The sequence below is a fragment of the Enterococcus sp. MMGLQ5-1 genome (assembly GCF_013155265.1).
GTDB lineage: Bacteria > Bacillota > Bacilli > Lactobacillales > Streptococcaceae > MMGLQ5-1.
This window is the reverse complement of sequence record NZ_JABJXU010000011.1, coordinates 1-19449: the sequence shown is the minus strand read 5'-3', so window position 1 is coordinate 19449 and position 19449 is coordinate 1. Positions and strand designations below refer to the sequence as shown.

Below are 19449 nucleotides of genomic sequence, written 5' to 3'. Positions count from 1 at the left end.
AAGTTTTGAGAGAGAAAGCCCGTAAATTACCAATAATACAAAAGGGGTTAGGACTTTGTCCCAACCCCTTTTTTAAATATTTGAATTACTTATCATCATAGCCCTTTGGATGACCAACGTGCCAATCCCAAGCTGTCTTGATGATTGCCTGAACATCGGTATATTTTGGTGTCCAACCAAGTACCCTTTTAGCCTTATCACTACTTGCAACCAGTGAATCTGGGTCACCAGCGCGTCTTGGACCAATCACTGCTGGTATTTCCTTACCAGTAACAGCACGCGCCGCTTCAAGCATTTCTTTAACCGAATAGCCATTAGCAGAGCCTAAATTAAAGACATCAGATTGACCACCATTTTTCAAATATTCAAGCGCTAAAATATGAGCCGCAATTAAATCTTCCACTTGAACATAATCTCTAATACATGAGCCATCTGGCGTCTGATAATCCTCGCCAAAGATGGTCAGCTGTTCGCGCTGACCAAGTGCAACCTGTAAAATAATCGGTACAAGATGGGTCTCAGGATTATGATCCTCACCAATTGAAGCATCTGCTTTAGCACCAGCCACATTAAAATAACGAAGTGCAGCATAAGTCATGTCCGTGGCATTACTTTGCCATTTCATCATTTGCTCCATCATTAATTTACTTTGTCCGTATGGATTAATTGGTAAATTAGGCACTGTCTCATCTATCGGCGAAACAGCTGGTTCACCATAAGTAGCAGCTGTTGATGAAAAGACAATGTGCTTAACAGCAAACTCTTGCATTAACTCCAAGGTGACTTGAGCACCGTAAACATTATTATTAAAATATTTTAACGGTTTTTCCACAGATTCTCCAACTAGCGAGAAGGCCGCAAAATGAAGGACGCCCTCTATTTCATTTTCTTTTCCAAACACCTCACGCATGAAGTCCTTATCACGAATATCCCCTTGGTAAAAACGTGCCTTTGAGTGCACAGCTAAACGGTGACCTGTTGCTAAATTATCAATTACAGCAACATCATAACCCTTATTAATCAGCTGATCTACTGCGTGTGAACCAATATAACCTGCACCACCTAAAACTAAAACTGTCATTTTTTATCCTTTCGTTAATTGTGCAATGAAACGATCGAATGCTTTATGTCCCGTTTCTGTATCCTTAAATACACCTGCATGCTCTAAAACCGTTAAAAACTTTTGACCAAGCGCCTCTGAAATATAATCATCAATTAATTGATTTTGATAGCTATCCTTCAGCTGTTTCGCCCAATCTTGATGATAGGCAGCAACTGTCTCCACCTCGCCTAAAATATATGACTTAACTGTCTCCAATTCAGCCTTTAAGCGCCCCGGTAAAATCGCCAAGCCCATCACTTCAATTAAGCCGATATTTTCTTTTTTGATATGATGTACTTCTGGATGAGGATGAAAAATACCATCTGGATATTGTTCGCTTACGTTGTTGTCTCTTAATACAAGATCAATTTCAAATTGGTTGCCCAGACGCCGAGCAATCGGTGTTACAGTATGATGCTGAACACCATCCGGTGTTTTTGCAACAACTTCTACCGATGAATCAGAATAATCTTGCCATTGTTGGAAAATAGATTGACTGGCCTCAACTAATTCATCAATATTATATCCTGAAAGTCGGATAACACTCATCGGCCATTTAACAATGCCAGCTGTCACACCGAGATAATCTGGCAATTCAAAATACTGACGAATTTCTGCCTGTTCCATCGGAAATTGATGACGCCCAGCTTGGTAATGATCGTGACTTAATATAGAGCCGCCAACAATTGGTAAATCGGCATTAGAGCCCACAAAATAATGTGGCAAAATTTCAACAATTTTCAGTAAGCGGCGAAATGTCTGCTTGGAAATTTTCATCGGTCGATGGATTTCAGATAAAATAATCGAATGCTCATTAAAATAGGCATATGGCGAATACTGAAATCCCCAGCTTTCACCCTCCAAATTCATTCTAATTAAGCGATGATTCGTCCTTGCTGGATGATTTAATCGACCTAAATAGCCTTCGTTTTCCATACATAGCAGGCACTTTGGATAATCCGATTTAGGCAAACTTTTTTCTAAAGCGATTTGCTTGGGATCTTTTTCAGGCTTAGAAAGATTGATCGTAATCTCAAGTTGACCATATTGGCAATCATAAATAAAATGTTGATTTTTAGCAATCGCTAACGTTTGGATATAATTATTTTGTTGACATAATTCATAGAAATAATCAGTTGCTGTCTTTGGATCCTGATGATAATGTTCAGCAAAATAAGCATTAACAACTGAAGGCGGGGGCGTTAAAAAATCCATCAATTCAGCTTCAAAAATACCTTCAAAGCCTGCACTAATTTGCCCATTTTTTTGTGCCGTTTGAATTAAAAAAGCTGCAATTTTTTGCGCATTGGGCTCAGTTGAAGGCTCCAAATCAATATTTAAGCTTTCTTCACCAATCAAAGCGAGCATTTTATTTTGAACATAAACTCTGTCCATTGCCATATAACCACCCGAACGAATGGCTAGCGTTGTAAAATCAATTATTGCCTGTGAAACATCCATTTTTTGCACCTACTATTCTTAATTTCCTAATTTATGTGCGTGATCAGCAATTGTTGCAACATAAAAATCAGCTGAATAGCCAATTTGATTTTCATAAACCAAACCAACCGAGTCTATAAAATGTTCAATTGCATCTGTTTGCACTAAGGCAATCGCACAGCCCCCAAAGCCAGCACCGGTCATTCGTGCACCTAAAACACCGTTTTGTTTTTGTGCAGTTTCAGCTAAGGTATCGAGCTCGATTCCCGTAACTTCATAATCTTCCTTTAACGACAGATGTGAGGCATTTAATAGTCTGCCAAAAGTGACTAAATCACCCGCTACTAAAGCTTTCTTAGCCTTTAATGTCCGAGCATTTTCATAAACCGCATGCTTGGCACGTTTTTCCAAAAGCGGATCAGCAATTAGCTGACGGTTCGCTTCAAAATCTGCTTCTGATAATTCGCCTAATGAATTGATATCAAGCTTTGTTTGCAAACGTTTCAACGCTTCCTCACATTGTGCCCGACGTTCATTATATTTTGAGTCTGCAAGCTCCCGACGTTTATTTGTATTCATGATGACAACCTTATAATCACCAAATTCCGCTGGCACTAATTCATAATTTAACGTATTGGTATCGAGCAATATTGCTTTACCCTGTTCGCCAAAGCCAATTGCAAATTGATCCATAATACCAGAATTTACACCAATAAATTCATTTTCAACCTTTTGTCCTAATTTGACAAGTGTCAAGCGATCTAATTTTAGATTGTATAGGTCATTAGCAATTGTCCCAATTAGTAATTCTAATGAAGCTGAGGAAGAAAGTCCAGAGCCATTCGGTATCGTACCTTCGATTACTAATTCAAAACCATGCGAAATAGCACATCCTGCCTCGATTAATTTTAACAAATAGCCTTTAACATAATTGCCCCAGTGTGATTTTGACGAGTAAACCAATTCATCCAAGCTAAACTCAATAATCCCAATTTCTTGAAAATTTAGAGAATAAACTCTAACTACTTGATCTTTTCTAGGAATCGCAACGCCATATGTGCCAATACTGATTGCTGCTGGAAAAACATAGCCGCCATTATAATCAGTGTGCTCACCAATCAAATTAATTCTGCCTGGAGAAAAATAGTTTGCTAATTCACCATTGCCAAATAATTCAATAAACTTCTCTGTTACTTCTGCTTTCATCACCTTTTGATTCATTCCAGACCTCCATTTATTATTGCTAACTCCATTATAAACGTTTACTAAACGTTTAGTCAATTAAAAAATAGCGCTTTCATAATAAAAAGTCGATTTTAGAGTTAGCTTTAATTCTCTAACTCTAAAGTCGACTGATTAATATTCAAAATTGCTGCCAAGCTGGGGCATATGTTAAACTCTCTATTTAACCGCGCCATTACTCATTCCAGAAATGATATTCTTTTGGAAAATTAAGTAAACAATTGTAATTGTGACGATACCGACCACATACGATGCAAAGCTTGGCCCGTAATCACTCATATACTGACCTTGATAGTTGTATTGGAAAAGTGGCAAGGTCCAAAGTCCATCATCCTTATTTAAAATTAACAGTGGTAAAAGAAAGTCATTCCAAATCCACAAAGCATTTAAAATCAAGGTGGTTGCATGCATTGGTTTCATTAATGGGAAAGCAACCTTTCGATACATAAAGAATTTGCTAGCACCGTCAATTTCTGCTGCCTCATCCAAGCTCACTGGGATAGAAAGCTTAATATATCCCACATACAAAAAGAGCGTTTGTGGCAGTGCATAGGTTAAGTATAAAATAATTAAGCCCGGTAAATTCATCAAGCCCATACTCGTCATTTGATTCGTAATTGGAATCATAATTACTTGAAAGGGGACGAAAATACCTAGAATTAAAAGGGAATACATGATCGTAAATGCCATTTTGCGACTCATATTTCTGGCAATACTAAAGGCTGCCATTGGTACAACTAAAATAATTAATAGAATTGAGACGATTGTGATAATAGCCGAATTAAAATAATAATGCCCGATACCATCTTCAATTAGTCTTTGATAATTATCTAAGGTAAATGGCTTGGGCAAACCAAAGAAATTCTGCATAATCTGAGCCGTATCCTTAAAAGAACTAATTATGGTCAGATAAATTGGAATTAAAATTAAGATTGAGCCTGCCACTAATAAAAGTATATGCGGTAGTTTATTTTCTTTGTTTTTCATTTGATCACCCCTACACTTCAAATTTCTTAGCAACAGTTTGCTGAATGATTGACAATATAATAATTATGATAAACAATACAACTGCAATCGCATTAGCATAACCAAAGCTATTATTCTTAAAGGCGGTATTATAGACCAAAAGCCCTAAGGTTTGCGTCATATCGTTTGGGCCACCACCAGTTAAAACAAAAATATTATCAAAGGCGGTTAGTCCACCTTTTAATGCCAGAATAAAAACCATAGAAATTGAAGGAATTAAAAAAGGAATTTCAATATTTCGGAAAATTTGGCGCTTATTTGCGCCATCGATACTTGCTGCCTCAATGATTTCCTGTGGAATACTTTGTAATCCAGCTAAAAAAATAATAGTTGGCGTTGCAACACCCTGCCAGAGAGCAACAAATAACACTCCAAAAATGACTGTTTTTGGATTGGCAATCAGATTTTCCTTTAAAAAGCCAATATCAAAATTTTCGCCAATTGATGTTAGCCCATAATTAAAAATTTGTTTAAAAATCAAACCAATGGTCACCGTCGCTAAAACTGCTGGGAAAAAGAAGGTTGCTCTAAAGAAATTTGAGCCTTTAATTTTAGCATTCAAAGCCCTTGCCACTAAGATACCAATTACAATTTGACCAATAATCATGCCAATCGTGAAAACAACGGTAAAGGTAATTGATTTTGCAAATTTAGGATCATGGAATATCGAAACATAATTTTTAAAGCCAATAAACTGATAATCGCTAGTTAAGCCTGTCCAATCGGTAAAGGAATAAATAACACCGCGAATTGTTGGTAAATAAAAAAATATGAGTTGAAGTACTATAGGAACAATTAGAAAAATATATCCCCAGTATTTACTGATAAATCTATCTTTCATTAAAACACCTCCAAAATCTAATTTACAATGATTAAATGGGGTTGGGACAAAAGTCCCAACCTCTTTCGTAATGTTGGTAATTTACGGGGAACAAGGCGACAACTTCACTGCCATAGGATAATAGATCAATTTCCGAATATTGCCTAAAAAGCTGAAACGGCTTGCTTTGAAAGTTGAGCATAAGACTGGAAAATAGTAAAGGCGTTCTTTGCCATGACGACTTACTCTCCGAGAATTTCAGAGTGAAATTTGAGGCAGTTAGTCGGCAAGGTATGCAATTGAACTTACTTTTATAAGCGACCAAGGAGAGCTTTAAAAGTTTAGTTCAATTGTTGCCATGAATTATTTTTTCAGCTTATGCCGATACTTTCAAGCTGTTGAAGCTAGATTGTCTAAAATACTGAAACGGCTTGCTTTGGCGGGCTTTCTCTCTCAAATCTGTTCAAATAGATACGTCATCCGGTCAGACAGAAAACGTCTGACTGAATAAACGAATGACTCGTCTATTTTTCACAGCTTTAATCAGAGAGAGAAAACACCTTGGTTTACGAGGCAATTTAGCACCTATTTCTAGCTCGTTAAACGTCTTTTGTCCCACCTCCATTCATCATCTACTTACTTCATTGAATCAAAGAATACATTCAATTTATCTGCCATATCCGCTGCATTACCATCACGAACATAATCCGCAGTTAAAGTATGGAAATCAGCTTCACTATCCCATTTTGATTGTAGCCAAACAAATTGCTTATCTGTAAATGTTAAGCGCGTAATACCTTCTGTTTCTGGGAACTTATCCTCTGTATCAACACCTACAACAGAGGTTGGTGAGCCATCAACATCATAGTATTTTTGGAAGACCTTAGCCGAAGAGAAATATTCAATAAATTTTTCTGAGGCTTCAATATTTTTCGATTTGCTACTAATTGATAACGCCATATCCGCTGCACCAACACTCATTGCATCATCTGCTGTTTGTCCCGGATAAGCAAATGAACGAATCTCAAAATCAGGATTTTGCTGTTGAATTGCTGGTAATGCCCAAATACCTTGTGGTAGAATTAGCGCTTTACCAGTTGCAAAGGCAGTTATCGCATCATTATAAGTTGCACCATTCGCATTATTTTGACCATTATTTCTTAAAATATCTAGCTGAGAGGTTACTGCTTTGAATTCTGTACTCGTTGCAGAAATCGAGCCCTTAGCTGAATCTCTTAAGATCGCCTGCGCACCGTCAAAGCCACCAGCTGCTTCGGCCCAAGCAAGCTGGCCAAAGCCATTCAAGCTCCATGCATCACCTTGGGCTAGTGATAAGGCAAAAGGCGTTTCCCCTTTAGCCTTAATAGCCTTCACAAGCTGTTCAAATTCTGCCCATGTTGTCGGCGCTTCTAGGCCAAGCTTCTCAAGCGCATCTGCATTATAGAAAAAGCCCCAAGCATTTGAATTAAGTGGTGCACTGTAGACCTTATCATTGATTGCATATTGCTCAGCAACACCCTCCTTAATATTTGACATATACGACTTGCCTGTCATGTCTACAAATTCACCTGCATTTGCCCACTCTTGAAAATCAGCATTTTGTGGAAAAACATTCATAATATCTGGCGCATCCTTTGAAGAAATACGTGTCTTTAAGACATTACCCGGATCCGGCACTGAAACTACCTTGACTGTAATATCCTTGTTTTCTTTTTCAAACTCTTTCGCAATTGCCTTGATTGTACTTAGCATTTCCGGTTTTTGAGAAAAAAACTCAATTTCTGTTTTGCTACTACTTCCCCCTGAACTGCCACAAGCTGCCAATAATGAAATTGAAGCGACTGCTGTCGCTGCTAAAACCATTCTCTTCATAAATTTCATATCCCGACTCCTTAAAATAATAGTTTTTTGTAACCGCTTTCTATACATGATTATAATTTACAATCAGTCCGAGTAATATGTTATAATGTATTCAATATATATAAAAATGTTTTAAGTAAACGTTTAGTTATCATTACATGATGAGGTGCAAAATGCTTTTTTCGTATTCAGAATATTATCAAACCTTTCAAGATATTAACTTAGATTTCACGGGAAATGAAGCTTTAGTCAAAGGAAAGGCCTTTGGACCAAGCGTCAGAGAAAATTTTGTTATTCATTATATTACAGCTGGTCAAGGCTACTTTGAGATAAATAATCGAAGAATAGCACTAAAAGCTGGTGATATCTTTGTATTACCTGCCGAAATTGAAACCTATTATCAAGCAGATTTCAAAAATCCTTGGTCCTATATCTGGATTGGTATTAGCGGTAACACATTAGTTGAATTTTTTTACCGCACACAGCTTTCAGAAAACAACTGGGTTTTACACAATGTTAGGCATAGTCAATTCTTAACTTATTTTATGCAGCTCCAAAAACTAATTAGCAATGATAGTTCAACCAAAGATATCGAGCTACAAATTAATTTATTCTCTATGTTTAAAAGCTTAATAAGGGAATATCCTCGCTTAACGCCCAATAGACAAAATCAGGCTGAGCAATATGCTGAAGCGGCACATCGTTTTATCACCACAAATTACATCAAGAAAATCAAGATTAAAGATGTACTTGATCATGTTGCATTATCTAGAAGCTATCTTTTCACGATTTTTAAAAATAAATATGGTATTTCACCTCAGCACTACTTGCTTAATCTTAGAATGAATCAGGCAATCAGCCTTTTATTAAATTCTGATTATTCGATGCAAATGATTAGTAATGCAATTGGCTTTTCAGATTCATTAGCCTTCAGCAGCGCTTTTAAAAAACGCTATTCAATCAGTCCAACAAAATTTAGAGCTGAAAATCAAAAAAATCTCCTAATTGAAACCAAAACCTCAATCAATCGTATTAAAAAAGACGTTCACGATAAAAACCGTGAACATCTTAAAAAATAGTTCTACTAAATTGCTTTTAAAATAAATTTTCTACTTTGATAATCACCATGAATTTGAGGATTAATATAAATACCAACATTCATGAGCTCATCACCACCATAGGTTTCATCACCTAATCGATACTGCTTGTCCGCATCTAAACCAACAAATTTGAAAATAGCCAACGGTGCCGCTGCCTCAACTGTTTTAGAGAAATAAAAAGCAATTGCTTCCGTCTGATCCTCATTGACAAATGACCAAGCTGCTAAATTGGATTCAAACGGCGATATCATTCGATAAAATTTACCATACTGTAGTAATTGACGATAATGCTTGTAAAAGCTAACTTGCTGTTTTACAATTTTCTTTTCTTGCGCCGTTAACGTTCTTAAATCTAATTCATAGCCAAAAACACCACCCATTGCCACATCACCACGAATATCTAAACCAGTAATTCGACCCGTTTGGTGATTGGGAACAGCTGAAACATGGGCACCCATTGAGGATGGCGGGTAAACTAAGCTCGTACCATATTGAATGTCTAAGCGATCAATCGCATCTGTATTATCACTCGTCCAGCTTTGAGGCATATAGTAAATAAAACCTGCATCAAAGCGCCCACCGCCACCTGAGCAGCCTTCCCAAAGAATGTTGGGATATTCAGTTGTTAATGCTTCAAGCATTTCATAAAGCCCCAAAATATATCGATGGAAAAACTCCCCTTGTTTTTCAACGGCTAAGCTTTGAGAATAGGCTTCTGTAATATGACGATTCATATCCCACTTAATGTAATCAATTTCAACATGATTTAATATTTGACGCATTTGCTCGGTAATATTATTTCTAACGTCTGCTCTCGTAAAATCTAAAACAAGCTGATCGCGACCGGTGCTCATCGAACGATTAGGCGTTTGAATTGCATAATCTGGATGCTCACGATATAAATCACTATCCTGATTAATCATCTCTGGTTCAAACCAAAGCCCAAATTTCATGTTTTTGTCATGCACATAATCCGCAATTCCTTTGAGACCACCCTTTAATTTGGTAGTATTTTCATACCAGTCACCAAGACCAGAAATATCATCATCACGTTTACCAAACCAGCCATCATCTAGGACAAATAATTCAATCCCTAATGCTGCCGATTGATCTACAATCCCTTTAATTTTTGCTGCATCAAAATCAAAATAAGTCGCCTCCCAATTATTAATTAAAATTGGACGTTCAGCATATTGGAATTTACCACGCGCCAATCGCTCTCTAAGCAATTGATGATAGGTCTGACTCATACCATTTAGGCCCTCATCAGAATAGACAATTAGGGCTTCTGGCGTCTGAAATTGGTCCTTTGGTGATAAAACCCATGAAAAAGTGTAGGGATTAATGCCACACATTAAACGGGTTTGCTTAAATTGATCCGTTTCTACTAAAAATTCATGATTGCCGCTATAAACTAGGGATATGCCGAATGCTTCACCAGTAAACTCATCTGTTTTATCAAAAACCAGCGCAACAAATGGATTCGCTTGGTGACTGCTAGCCCCTCGTTTGCTTTCGACAATTTTGATACCACGCTGAACTGTTTCCCTTTGGATTTCCCTTTCCTTAATATGACGTCCTGGTAAAGAAATAAGTTCATAGTTATCTGCTGGGAAGTCTAGTGAAGCGCTTGCAATTTTTTCAATCACGATTTGTTCTGTACCATGATTAATTAATTGACTACTGCGGACAACCACATCCCGATTGGCATAAATTGTATAAAATAATTTCAGCGTCACACCGAGTAAAGAATCAATTAAACTAATAATCAGCGTTTCGGCTTCAGACTGCTTGACAACATAACTTGCAGGCAGACCTTTCAATACTGGCTTGCCAGCTATAATTTCAAACTCATGATATTTAAATTCAGTTATCGTAGAGCCATTCTGCTGCTTCAGCTGAAAAGCTGGATTTCTAAAATCACCGTGACCAAAGCTTGGATATTCCTGAGCGAGTGTATCTAGTGAAAAACCACGCTCTGAAACCTTTGAGCCTGCGGGATTTGGAGAAAAACTGCGATCTATGGTTGGATATTTCCGACTATTATGATAATGCTTGATTGCTTTTCCAAAATATAAATGACTTAAAACGGTCTCATTTTCAATCCCCAATAAATAGCTAATAGAGCCATTGGATAAGTGGAAAGTACGATTTTTCTCGTCAAATTTAATAAGATTCATTACGCCTCCTCTTGTTTACTAAACGTTTATCTATTTGTTATAAAATCATTTTAGCCATTTTGTAAGCGCTTGTCAAACAGATTTTAAAAATAAAAAAAATAGTATTAATAAAAAAACGCTCAAGAAATTCCGTAGAATACCTTAGCGCTTAATATTTAATCTATTCTTTGACTGCTTTCTCGAACAATCAGCTCAGAAGCAACTTCAACTCGCAATGCTGTTTTTCTTTGATCAACAATCCGCTCTTTAGCTAAACGTACAGCCACACGACCAATTTCGTGACTATCAATATGAACTGTACTGAGTGAAGGCGTTAAATAGGCTGCCATCTCAATATCATCAAAGCTGAAAATCGAAATCGTCTGACCAATGTTCAAATGATGCGTCTGAAAAGCACGATAAATACCAATGCTCAAGGGATCGCTCGCTGAAACAATGGCGGTTGGCAAGTTCCCTGCCTCTATCAATTGGACCGCCTGCTCAAGTCCCTGCTCAATCCCCCAGCCAGTAATCTTGACATCGATAAAATCATCTAAGCCTTTGAGCTTCATCCAATTTTTATAGGCAATGGTCCGAACATCCTCGGCATCATCAACTGGTTTTCCAGCAGAATTATAAACACGATTTTCGCCACCAATAAAAGCAATTTTCCGGTGATTATTAGCGTAGAGCCAGTCTAAAACCTCTGTTGTTTTCTTTCCAAAATCCGGATGCACTAAATCGTATTTGGGACTGGCAAAATAATCATCAATAATAATTAGATTTGGATTTTTTTGATAAATTAAGTCATAAGTTTCAGCCGTTAAATTACCGACTACAATAATAGCACCAAAATCCGCCAGATAATCAACAGCAGCATTAAAGTCATTAATATAGATAGACTCTAGACGTATCTTCCAATTAGTCGCTTCGTCAATCATTCCCTTATGAATCATATGAAAATAAGGATCATCACTTTCCCGATGATAATCATGAATTTTAATCACGGCAATCGACATACGACTCTTTTTTTGAAGCGATTTTTTTTGACTTTCATTAACTGTTTGGTAGTTTAATTGGTTGGCAATCGCAAAAATTCTTTCTCTGGTTGATTCCGCAGTACTCATCGTCTCATCGTGATTAAGCACTCTTGAAACCGTAGCAGGTGACACACCTGCTAAACGTGCGATTTCTCTTATACTCGCCAAATTGATCACCTATCCTTTAAATTCTATTGTAACGATTTACAAACGTTTAGTAAACAATATTTTCTATTATTCTCCAACTAAAATTCGGATATCAATCGTAATCTGTTTAAGTGGATTATTTTTAATTTTTTCTTTTAGCCTAGGTGGTACCTGCCATTCAAGCGGCGACATCTCTAATAGCTGAGGTCGTAATACTTCGGGTAGCTCAAATTGATAAGTTAAACGCTCAGAGGTCACTAATTTAAAGTTCTGCTTAAATTTTTCAAGCACTAATTGATTGGAATATTCTGTCGGCTGCTGATAAGCAACCCTAAGCTCTCTAAGATAATCCTGTTCTGGCACAACCTTAATTAGCTTACCTCCATTAGATAGAACACGATGAAATTCTTGATAATGGCTGGGTGTCAAGATATTTAAAATGGTTGAAATACTGGCATTTTTAAAGGGTAAATTAGTTAAATCGGCAGCACAAAAAAAGGTCTGGCTGTCGTTATAATCACTTGATAATGCGACGCCGTCTTTGGCAATATCAAAACCGATTTTAGCGCCCTGAAAGACCAGTCGTTTTAAAAAGCTTCCCTCGCCACTACCAACATCTAATAAGGCCTCACCGACCAATGCTTGGTTAATTACCGAAATCAGCGGGTCATACATACCACCTAAAATCATTTGCCGCCTTGCCAAAAATAATTTTTTTGAATAATGACTCTGCATCGTATGATTTAGAAAATAAAGGGTTCCTTTTTTTGATAAATCAAAACGATGATTTTGCTTGCAAACCAAGGTATGATCCGATACAAAAACAGCAGATTGACAAATTGGACATTGGAATAGCTCAGCATTTGCCATTAAAAATTCTTGTCCTAAATCAATTTTTTTTAACATAAATCAGCCTCAACTTACTCTCTAGATTAAAATAATCATAACATTTTTAATCTGAGATTGCTTAATATCCTTTATTAAATCTGTTTATCATTTCAAATTATTGTATAATATTAATGTTAACATTTACCTTAAGGAGAAAATATGATTAAAGAATTTTGTGCTGAAAACTATACTGAGCTACCAAAAGCCATTAAAGCAGGCGCAGCACGCATTGAGCTCTGTGATAATTTAACCGTTGGTGGCACAACGCCAAGCTATGCCGTAATTGAAGAAAGCGTCAAATATGCACATGAATATGATGCAACCATTATGACTATGATTAGACCACGTGGTGGTAACTTTGTTTATCATGATATCGAAATTAAAATAATGGAAACCGATATTCTTAAAGCAATTGAGGCTGGCTCAGATGGCGTTGTTTTTGGCTGTTTAACCAAAGACAATGAACTCGACTACGAGGCAATGGAAACTCTGCTAATCGCCGCAGAAGGCGTTCAAATTGTTTTTCACATGGCATTTGACGCCATTAGCTTTGATAAGCAGCTTGAAGCACTTGACTGGCTTGCAGCACATGGTGTTACACGTATTTTAACGCACGGCGGACCAGCTTCAAAAAGCATCCAAGAAAATATAGCACACTTAAAAGAACTGATTAATTATGCCAATGGCCGAATTGAAATTCTAATTGGTGGTGGCGTCAATGCAGAAAACTATCAGGATATTGCTAATGAAACTGGCGCTAAGCAGGTTCATGGCACAAAAATTGTAAAGTTTTAAAAATAATACAATCAGCATCTTTTTAAAATTTGAAAAAAGGGTTAGGACAAATGAGGTGACCCCCAAAAGTTAGAACTGAAAATCTAACTTTTAGGGGTTACTACAAAAGGTCCGAACCCTTTTTTGTATTGTTCGTAATTTACGGGGCAATTTAGCACCCTTTTTCTAAATCGTTAAACGTCTTTTGTCCACCTCCTTTTTCATGTAAAAATCATTACAATAGGAATTCGGCATGCTTTCCGAGAAACAATAACAGATTCGCGGTAGCATTCCTAGCTACGCACAAAATAATCCTCAAAAATTGGTATCACGCCAACTTTTGAGGATTAATTTATTTTTAATACAACTATTTCTTTATTAATAATGTTCGCTAAGGTTCACCACTAATTGATGGCATTCAGTATGATTAAGGTTCACTATTGATTAACAGCATTCTGCAACGTCTAATTAACTCGCATTTCTAGCTTCAGTCTTAAAGATTACGTTTCTTCCTCCAGCACCATACGCCTACACTAATGCCACCTAAAATAATAATTAATAATACGGGTACTTGATATACTTCGCCTGTCATTGGCAATAAGCGTAGTATTTTCATTTTTTCTTTAGCCTTTGCTGATGTCGGTGGCTCACCTTGACTTGGCGTTTCAGGATCAGCGACTTGATGATCCTCTGCCTTTAGCTCTTCCCACTGTGCAGTCAGCACAAGCTTGCTTTGGACATTGGTCAGCCTATCACTTGGCTGGTAAAGCGTACCCGCTTCATCGTCTGCTAGCCAGCCGCTAAACGTATAGCCCTCACGAACTGGTATCAAATCTGAAATTATATAAGCGCTACCCACCTCAATCTCAGCTGGGGCTGGGAGATTTTGAACAGACTCAGCTGTCCCCGCCAGATAAAGCACCTGCAGACCGGTAATCGCTTGCCATTTGGCAGTTAAAGTCAGGTCACCCTGAAGCTTTTGAAGCAGCGTATTTGCTTGATACACCGTACCTGCTTGATCATCAGCCTGCCAGCCAATAAACAAATAACCCGCTCGTGCTGGTAGCTGACTGCTAATCACGTAATCTTCACCCTGTTTGACCTCGGCATTTTCTGGCATTGCCTCAACTCGCTCATCAGTCCCCGCTTGATAAAGAATCTTAAAGATAGTAATCGGTGTTTCACCACCGCCACCTAGCTTTTGCCACTGCGCTGTCAAGGTGATATCTGAGCTAACTGCTTTAAGCTCTCCGTTTGCTTGATAAAGCGTTTTTGCTTCATCATCAGCCTGCCAGCCAGTAAACTTGTAGCCTTCACGGATTGGCGTAGTAGCTGCAATCTCATAGTTTTCACCGTCTAAGACTGTTTCGCTTTCCGGCAGTTCAATCGCTTCATCGTCTACACCACTGGCATAGCTGACCGTATGGATTTTTTACCATTGCGCTGTCAACGTCATATCTGCACTGACGTTTTTAATCTCGGCTGCGTTTTGATAAACGGTTTGCGAGTCATCATCAGCCTGCCAGCCAGCAAACTTGTAGCCCTCACGTGTGGGCGTAGCTTCTGAGGTCCCAAATGTGCCACCACGTGCTACGGTGTCAATCATTTGCTCAGGTAAATTCTCAACCGACTCAGTCGTACCAGCTTGATAGGTAATCAAACAGCCCAATACAGAGGTGAACGCGCCGATATCCTGGCTGCCACGGACGTTACCATAATAGTCACGGAGCACTTCGTAATCTTTTGTCCCTTCTGCTGCAAGCTGAGCTGCAGCAGCTAATGGTGCTGTTGAGCTATCTTTAGGCACATATAATGGCAGCCCAAAGCTTGTAACCGCTCGTTCAAAGCTCGACTCGATAGCTGTATAAGCTTCATCGTTAAACAAGCCTGCAATACTTTCATAAACCAAATTGTCTTGCCCAATTGCTTGAATAGCTTCACTAGAGACCAAGCCAGTAAGCTGATTTTCACCATCTGAGAGTGCAACCGTCTTAAAGGCACTATTTTGAATATTCGCCTTAATTGTATCCGCATTTGCGTTATCAATCGCGATATCAACAAAACTTGAAACCTCCTCTCCACGCGCCTTAATGCTTGGAATAATAAAATGCTTAAACTCCTGGGCAATCGTGTAATTAAATGAATCAGAATTTTTAGAGGAGCTACTGCTTGGGTGCTCTTGACCGCTTCTTTGAAGTGAGAGACTTGGTAGATATGGCGTTAATAAATCATTCAAAGCGCTATAGTCACCCGGACTATTTACCCAACCATTAGTAGCATCTCCAGCGACATATTGAACGGCTTTTAGCTTATCATCAAATGAGCTTAAAACACTAGCCCACAAGTCGTAGCTGTAGGTCGAATAGACTGCCGTATTCTTAAGCAGACCACCTGTCATATAAACATTATCACCTTTTGGTGCAAAATTATCGACAATCGTTGAGCTCTTAACCTCAGCATATTGATGCAATAATAAGCCACCGCCTTTACCCTTGGTGTCATCAGCGACAATTGACCAATTTCTATAGCCTTCAGCTGCTGTATTCCATGACAAACCAAGCGCATAGTTACCATTAATCACGGTATTGATAATTTTAGTTGGCGCATTGGCCTGCTCGGTTGCTGGCTGTGCACCTGTTGCCAGCCCGCCACCATCCTCCAGCGCGATATTGCCAGTGATTAAGGAATCTTTCACAATCGTGTTTGAGCCTGCTGCTAAGACCCCGCCACCTGTTGTTTCCGAAAAATTGTTAACAACCTTAGTGTTTTCCATGGCCGAGCTATCATTTAAGAAAATCCCACCGCCACAGCTAAATAACTGATTAATAAAAGCTCGTGCCTCATAATTATTTTTGATAATGCTATTTTTAATCGTACCATTCCATAGATAAACACCACCGCCACCTTTAGCAAGATTGTGGTTGGCAAGCTCCTCAGAAATGGTCCATCTTGGTGACTGCTGTGTCGATTGGGCAGTTGCAACGTAACCGTCAGAGACCACAACCCCTTCAATTGTGCCCTTGACTGGCTCTACTTGTGAAACTACTCGTGTGCCATAGGTCGTTCTGGCAGTGTGTGCAGCCTCTCCTGCGCCCCAGCTAAATCTAAAACTGTCATTATTATAAGCATAGCTATAACCATTCTGCACATATCGACCATAAAAATTGGCTTCATACGGAAAGGTACCGATCTGTGTCTTTAGTATAGCGGACTGCTGACCAATCAGCTTAGTCTCTGGATTCCCATCGCTATCTAGTTTCCCGTAAAAATTCATTCCTATGGTCGTATCAGTTGTCAGGCTGTCGGCAACTGGTGCTAAAATGACACCATCCCAAACAGTTGTCACGAAGCCATTAGCATAGGCAGCATAGAGATAAGGCTTGCCCTGCACCTTAAAGTCACCGGCACCAACGTGGACATTCTTTGCACCCGCACGATGCGCTAAAATAATGCCATACTGGATATCAGCACTGCCCGCATAGGCATTTTCCCAGCTTGAGCCATCTTTATTACCGGCACCATCTTCAGTGATATAAAAATCATCTGTTACACCTCCAATCGCCCAGCTTGGCTCAGTACCCGTCGCCTCTATTGCACCTAAATCTGGCTTAGTTCCTAAAATCCGTGCATTGCCATTGATATCCTTACCAACCTGCGGATAGTAGCAGTCAACACCTTGATCAACAAATGCGTCACTGATTGGCGTTAAGTCATAGCTAAGCGCTTCATTCAATGAACCATCCTTATTTCGATACCCTGTTTTCTGATTGGGTACATTTGTAAATAAACCGTCAAGCGTATCACGTTTGCCTGTAAAATCCTTTTCCTCATTCACCAGTCCCGCCTCAGTCACGAAGCGTTTTGGGTAGTATTCTGGACTATTATAATATGACCAATTTCCACCACTGTAAAAGCGTAAAGAGGAATTGCCACCAGCTTGATACCTTAAATCATAGATACGGTTTTTATAAATCTTATCACCGGTATAGTACGAAGTATCTCCATTATAGTATGCTGCAATTTTTTGATCTATCTGACCCGCACCTGATTGATAATTACCGTCGGTCGTTAAGGTCAAAAGAATATTATTTTGCATGACTAAATCACCGTTGATTGAAAGAAAATTCCATTTGGCATTATTATTGACGATGGTATTATTGGTCAAACGAGCATAGCCATAGCTCGCCATCGCGACAAAATCCCCAGCGTTATAGCCTATCTTAACCGTGCTTTGACTACCATTCACTGTATTATTAGCTAAAAAATTACCAGTGATAGTCCCCTCATCTTTAAAAAAGGTACTGCCATTATAGGCAATGACTGAGTTAGAAACCGAACCGCCATTGACCAAAAAGATAGGGCTTGGTAGCTCATTATATGAATCAATCGTTTGCTCATATTTTTTAGTATTAAGCCCTACATCTCCATAAGCCGTATTTCCCGATAGATCAGTCATATCCCAAGAAGGCCAGCCACTATTACCATTATATTTACGATAGTATAGCTTATTAAAATACCTATTAGTAAAATCAGCATTAGAGCCATCGGCAGCATTGTTAATATTTGAAGCGCTACCTGTATCTACTGCTAGAATATCAGCCATAAAGTTTTTAGTGACCTTGACTCGATCAATTGAACCATTGATCGAAATTGCCGAAGCGTATGTTGGCATAAGTTCGTCATAGTAATTACTCGTAGGCGCAGTGTTGGTAGCATCGTGAGTATCAATTAGCTGCTGATTACGATTAAACATCTGAAAGCCCATAAAGTGCTGTAAGGTCACACCCTGTAGCATGGCATATGCATTGTCCATATGAAGCTGATGCTTAAAGGCTAACTCACTTCTTTCGCTGCTTGGAAATGCAACTTCAAAGGCGGATAAAATCGCTGCTTTATTCTCGTTAAAGTATTGCGCACCTCTTTTATAGCGAATTGATTGCTTAATCTGAAAAGGGATTTCACCAAGCTCTTCTTGATTTATCGGATTCCATTGGTTATAGCCTTCGTTCTTATAATTAGTATTTAAAGCGAGAAGGCTAGTCTTTACCCAGCTCCACAGCCTAGCACCACGTCCAGTTTCTGATTGTGGATATTTGACAAGTGCCATCGGAATCAGCCGCTCAATCAGCTGATAGTCTACCGTCTCACCTGACAAGGCATCATGAATCAGCTTGAGATGCGCCTGCCAAACCTCATCGTCAGTCCCAGCTGTTTCTTCTTTTGCGCCACCGTCAATGATGATATCAGCTGCAGATAAGTTCCCGGCAGCTCGGATAATCACTGGGTCATTGATAACGAGCGAGTCCGATAGCGTATAGGTGCCAGCAGGTAGCTCGATAATGCTGTGTTCCTTGTATTTGTTATAGATTGCATTGAAATCTGTGCCGTCCTCTGCTGTGACCGTTACGATGTCATCGACCACATCATATGCACTGGCAAGCTCAGGCTTGATTAGCACCAAAACCAATGCCAGCACACTGACTGCTAGTCCGAAGCACACGCCCTGTTTTATCTGTCCCTTTTTCATTTTAATGCCCTCTTTTCTCATTTTATCCTAACGTACTATCGCCATTCCCCCTTGAAATGTCGATATGACTGAATCCTCTAGCCATCATCAGCTGTCATCAAAAAATAAAAATGAGATAAAGTGCAAGCACCGATTAGCTTTAAAAGCTTGGCAAGCGCCAAGCTTTTTCTCACAAACGAACGCTCGGCTAAAGTCGTGTCGTGTCGTGTCGTGTCGTGTCGTGTCGTGTCGTGTCGTGTCGTGTCGTGTCGTGTCGTGTCGTGTCGTGTCGTGTCGTGTCGTGTCGTGTCGTGTCGTGTCGTGTCGTGTCGTGTCGTGTCGTGT

Annotated in this window: 13 protein-coding genes and 1 pseudogene; 2 read left to right on the top strand and 12 right to left on the bottom strand. The window is 38.9% G+C overall.

The annotated features are described in order from the left end of the window. Positions 1–85 precede the first annotated feature (85 nt). The 6 genes from galE to HOY35_RS10790 all read right to left on the bottom strand — a co-directional run bounded on the left by galE (position 86) and on the right by HOY35_RS10790 (position 7511). Positions 86–1081: a UDP-glucose 4-epimerase GalE gene (gene galE, locus HOY35_RS10815; protein WP_172213665.1), complete on the bottom strand. Its 996-nt coding sequence runs from the start codon at positions 1079–1081 to the stop codon at positions 86–88. Positions 1082–1084: 3 nt separating this feature from the next. Next, the gene (gene galT, locus HOY35_RS10810; RefSeq protein WP_172213667.1) at positions 1085–2563 is read right to left on the bottom strand and encodes a UDP-glucose--hexose-1-phosphate uridylyltransferase; all 1479 of its coding nucleotides are present in this window, start codon (positions 2561–2563) and stop codon (positions 1085–1087) included. Between the two features lie 18 nt (positions 2564–2581). Beyond that, positions 2582–3763, bottom strand: a complete 1182-nt coding sequence (locus tag HOY35_RS10805; protein WP_172213669.1) for a galactokinase — start codon at positions 3761–3763, stop codon at positions 2582–2584. 180 nt (positions 3764–3943) lie between these two features. Beyond that, positions 3944–4771: a carbohydrate ABC transporter permease gene (locus tag HOY35_RS10800; protein ID WP_172213671.1), complete on the bottom strand. Its 828-nt coding sequence runs from the start codon at positions 4769–4771 to the stop codon at positions 3944–3946. 10 nt (positions 4772–4781) lie between these two features. After that, positions 4782–5651: a carbohydrate ABC transporter permease gene (locus HOY35_RS10795; RefSeq protein ID WP_172213673.1), complete on the bottom strand. Its 870-nt coding sequence runs from the start codon at positions 5649–5651 to the stop codon at positions 4782–4784. Between the two features lie 615 nt (positions 5652–6266). After that, the gene (locus HOY35_RS10790) at positions 6267–7511 is read right to left on the bottom strand and encodes an ABC transporter substrate-binding protein (RefSeq protein ID WP_172213675.1); all 1245 of its coding nucleotides are present in this window, start codon (positions 7509–7511) and stop codon (positions 6267–6269) included. Between the two features lie 152 nt (positions 7512–7663). On the opposite strand from HOY35_RS10790, the gene HOY35_RS10785 reads away from it, so the two are divergent. Continuing rightward, the gene (locus tag HOY35_RS10785; protein WP_172213677.1) at positions 7664–8569 is read left to right on the top strand and encodes an AraC family ligand binding domain-containing protein; all 906 of its coding nucleotides are present in this window, start codon (positions 7664–7666) and stop codon (positions 8567–8569) included. 5 nt (positions 8570–8574) lie between these two features. Here HOY35_RS10785 and HOY35_RS10780 read toward each other — a convergent pair whose 3' ends face one another. From HOY35_RS10780 to HOY35_RS10770, 3 genes are all read right to left on the bottom strand, one after another. Further along, the gene (locus HOY35_RS10780; protein WP_172213679.1) at positions 8575–10770 is read right to left on the bottom strand and encodes an alpha-galactosidase; all 2196 of its coding nucleotides are present in this window, start codon (positions 10768–10770) and stop codon (positions 8575–8577) included. A gap of 155 nt (positions 10771–10925) precedes the next feature. Next, on the bottom strand, positions 10926–11957 hold the full coding sequence (locus HOY35_RS10775) for a LacI family DNA-binding transcriptional regulator (protein ID WP_172213681.1): 1032 nt from the start codon (positions 11955–11957) through the stop codon (positions 10926–10928). 66 nt (positions 11958–12023) lie between these two features. Further along, the gene (locus HOY35_RS10770) at positions 12024–12842 is read right to left on the bottom strand and encodes a putative RNA methyltransferase (protein WP_172213683.1); all 819 of its coding nucleotides are present in this window, start codon (positions 12840–12842) and stop codon (positions 12024–12026) included. Between the two features lie 141 nt (positions 12843–12983). On the opposite strand from HOY35_RS10770, the gene HOY35_RS10765 reads away from it, so the two are divergent. After that, entirely contained in the window at positions 12984–13619 is a 636-nt protein-coding gene (locus HOY35_RS10765) for a copper homeostasis protein CutC (protein WP_172213685.1), read from the top strand. Positions 13620–14091: 472 nt separating this feature from the next. Here HOY35_RS10765 and HOY35_RS10760 read toward each other — a convergent pair whose 3' ends face one another. From HOY35_RS10760 to HOY35_RS10755, 3 genes and pseudogenes are all read right to left on the bottom strand, one after another. After that, positions 14092–14817, bottom strand: coding sequence for an InlB B-repeat-containing protein (locus HOY35_RS10760; protein ID WP_172213687.1), 726 nt, complete (start codon positions 14815–14817; stop codon positions 14092–14094). 39 nt (positions 14818–14856) lie between these two features. Continuing rightward, positions 14857–15027, bottom strand: a pseudogene (locus tag HOY35_RS13685) (InlB B-repeat-containing protein); the annotation flags it as partial. Between the two features lie 3 nt (positions 15028–15030). Continuing rightward, positions 15031–19125 carry an InlB B-repeat-containing protein gene (locus HOY35_RS10755; RefSeq protein ID WP_172213689.1) on the bottom strand — a complete coding sequence of 1365 codons (4095 nt, stop codon included), beginning with the start codon at positions 19123–19125 and terminating at the stop codon, positions 15031–15033. Positions 19126–19449: the final 324 nt, after the last annotated feature.

What these genes read in the sequence shown, in the direction of transcription:
- galE (WP_172213665.1), bottom strand. Translation starts at nt 1,081, where the DNA reads ATGACAGTTTTAGTTTTAGGTGGTGCAGGTTATATTGGTTCACACGCA.
- galT (WP_172213667.1), bottom strand. Translation starts at nt 2,563, where the DNA reads ATGGATGTTTCACAGGCAATAATTGATTTTACAACGCTAGCCATTCGT.
- HOY35_RS10805 (WP_172213669.1), bottom strand. Translation starts at nt 3,763, where the DNA reads ATGAATCAAAAGGTGATGAAAGCAGAAGTAACAGAGAAGTTTATTGAA.
- HOY35_RS10800 (WP_172213671.1), bottom strand. Translation starts at nt 4,771, where the DNA reads ATGAAAAACAAAGAAAATAAACTACCGCATATACTTTTATTAGTGGCA.
- HOY35_RS10795 (WP_172213673.1), bottom strand. Translation starts at nt 5,651, where the DNA reads ATGAAAGATAGATTTATCAGTAAATACTGGGGATATATTTTTCTAATT.
- HOY35_RS10790 (WP_172213675.1), bottom strand. Translation starts at nt 7,511, where the DNA reads ATGAAATTTATGAAGAGAATGGTTTTAGCAGCGACAGCAGTCGCTTCA.
- HOY35_RS10785 (WP_172213677.1), top strand. Translation starts at nt 7,664, where the DNA reads ATGCTTTTTTCGTATTCAGAATATTATCAAACCTTTCAAGATATTAAC.
- HOY35_RS10780 (WP_172213679.1), bottom strand. Translation starts at nt 10,770, where the DNA reads ATGAATCTTATTAAATTTGACGAGAAAAATCGTACTTTCCACTTATCC.
- HOY35_RS10770 (WP_172213683.1), bottom strand. Translation starts at nt 12,842, where the DNA reads ATGTTAAAAAAAATTGATTTAGGACAAGAATTTTTAATGGCAAATGCT.
- HOY35_RS10765 (WP_172213685.1), top strand. Translation starts at nt 12,984, where the DNA reads ATGATTAAAGAATTTTGTGCTGAAAACTATACTGAGCTACCAAAAGCC.
- HOY35_RS10755 (WP_172213689.1), bottom strand. Translation starts at nt 19,125, where the DNA reads ATGAAAAAGGGACAGATAAAACAGGGCGTGTGCTTCGGACTAGCAGTC.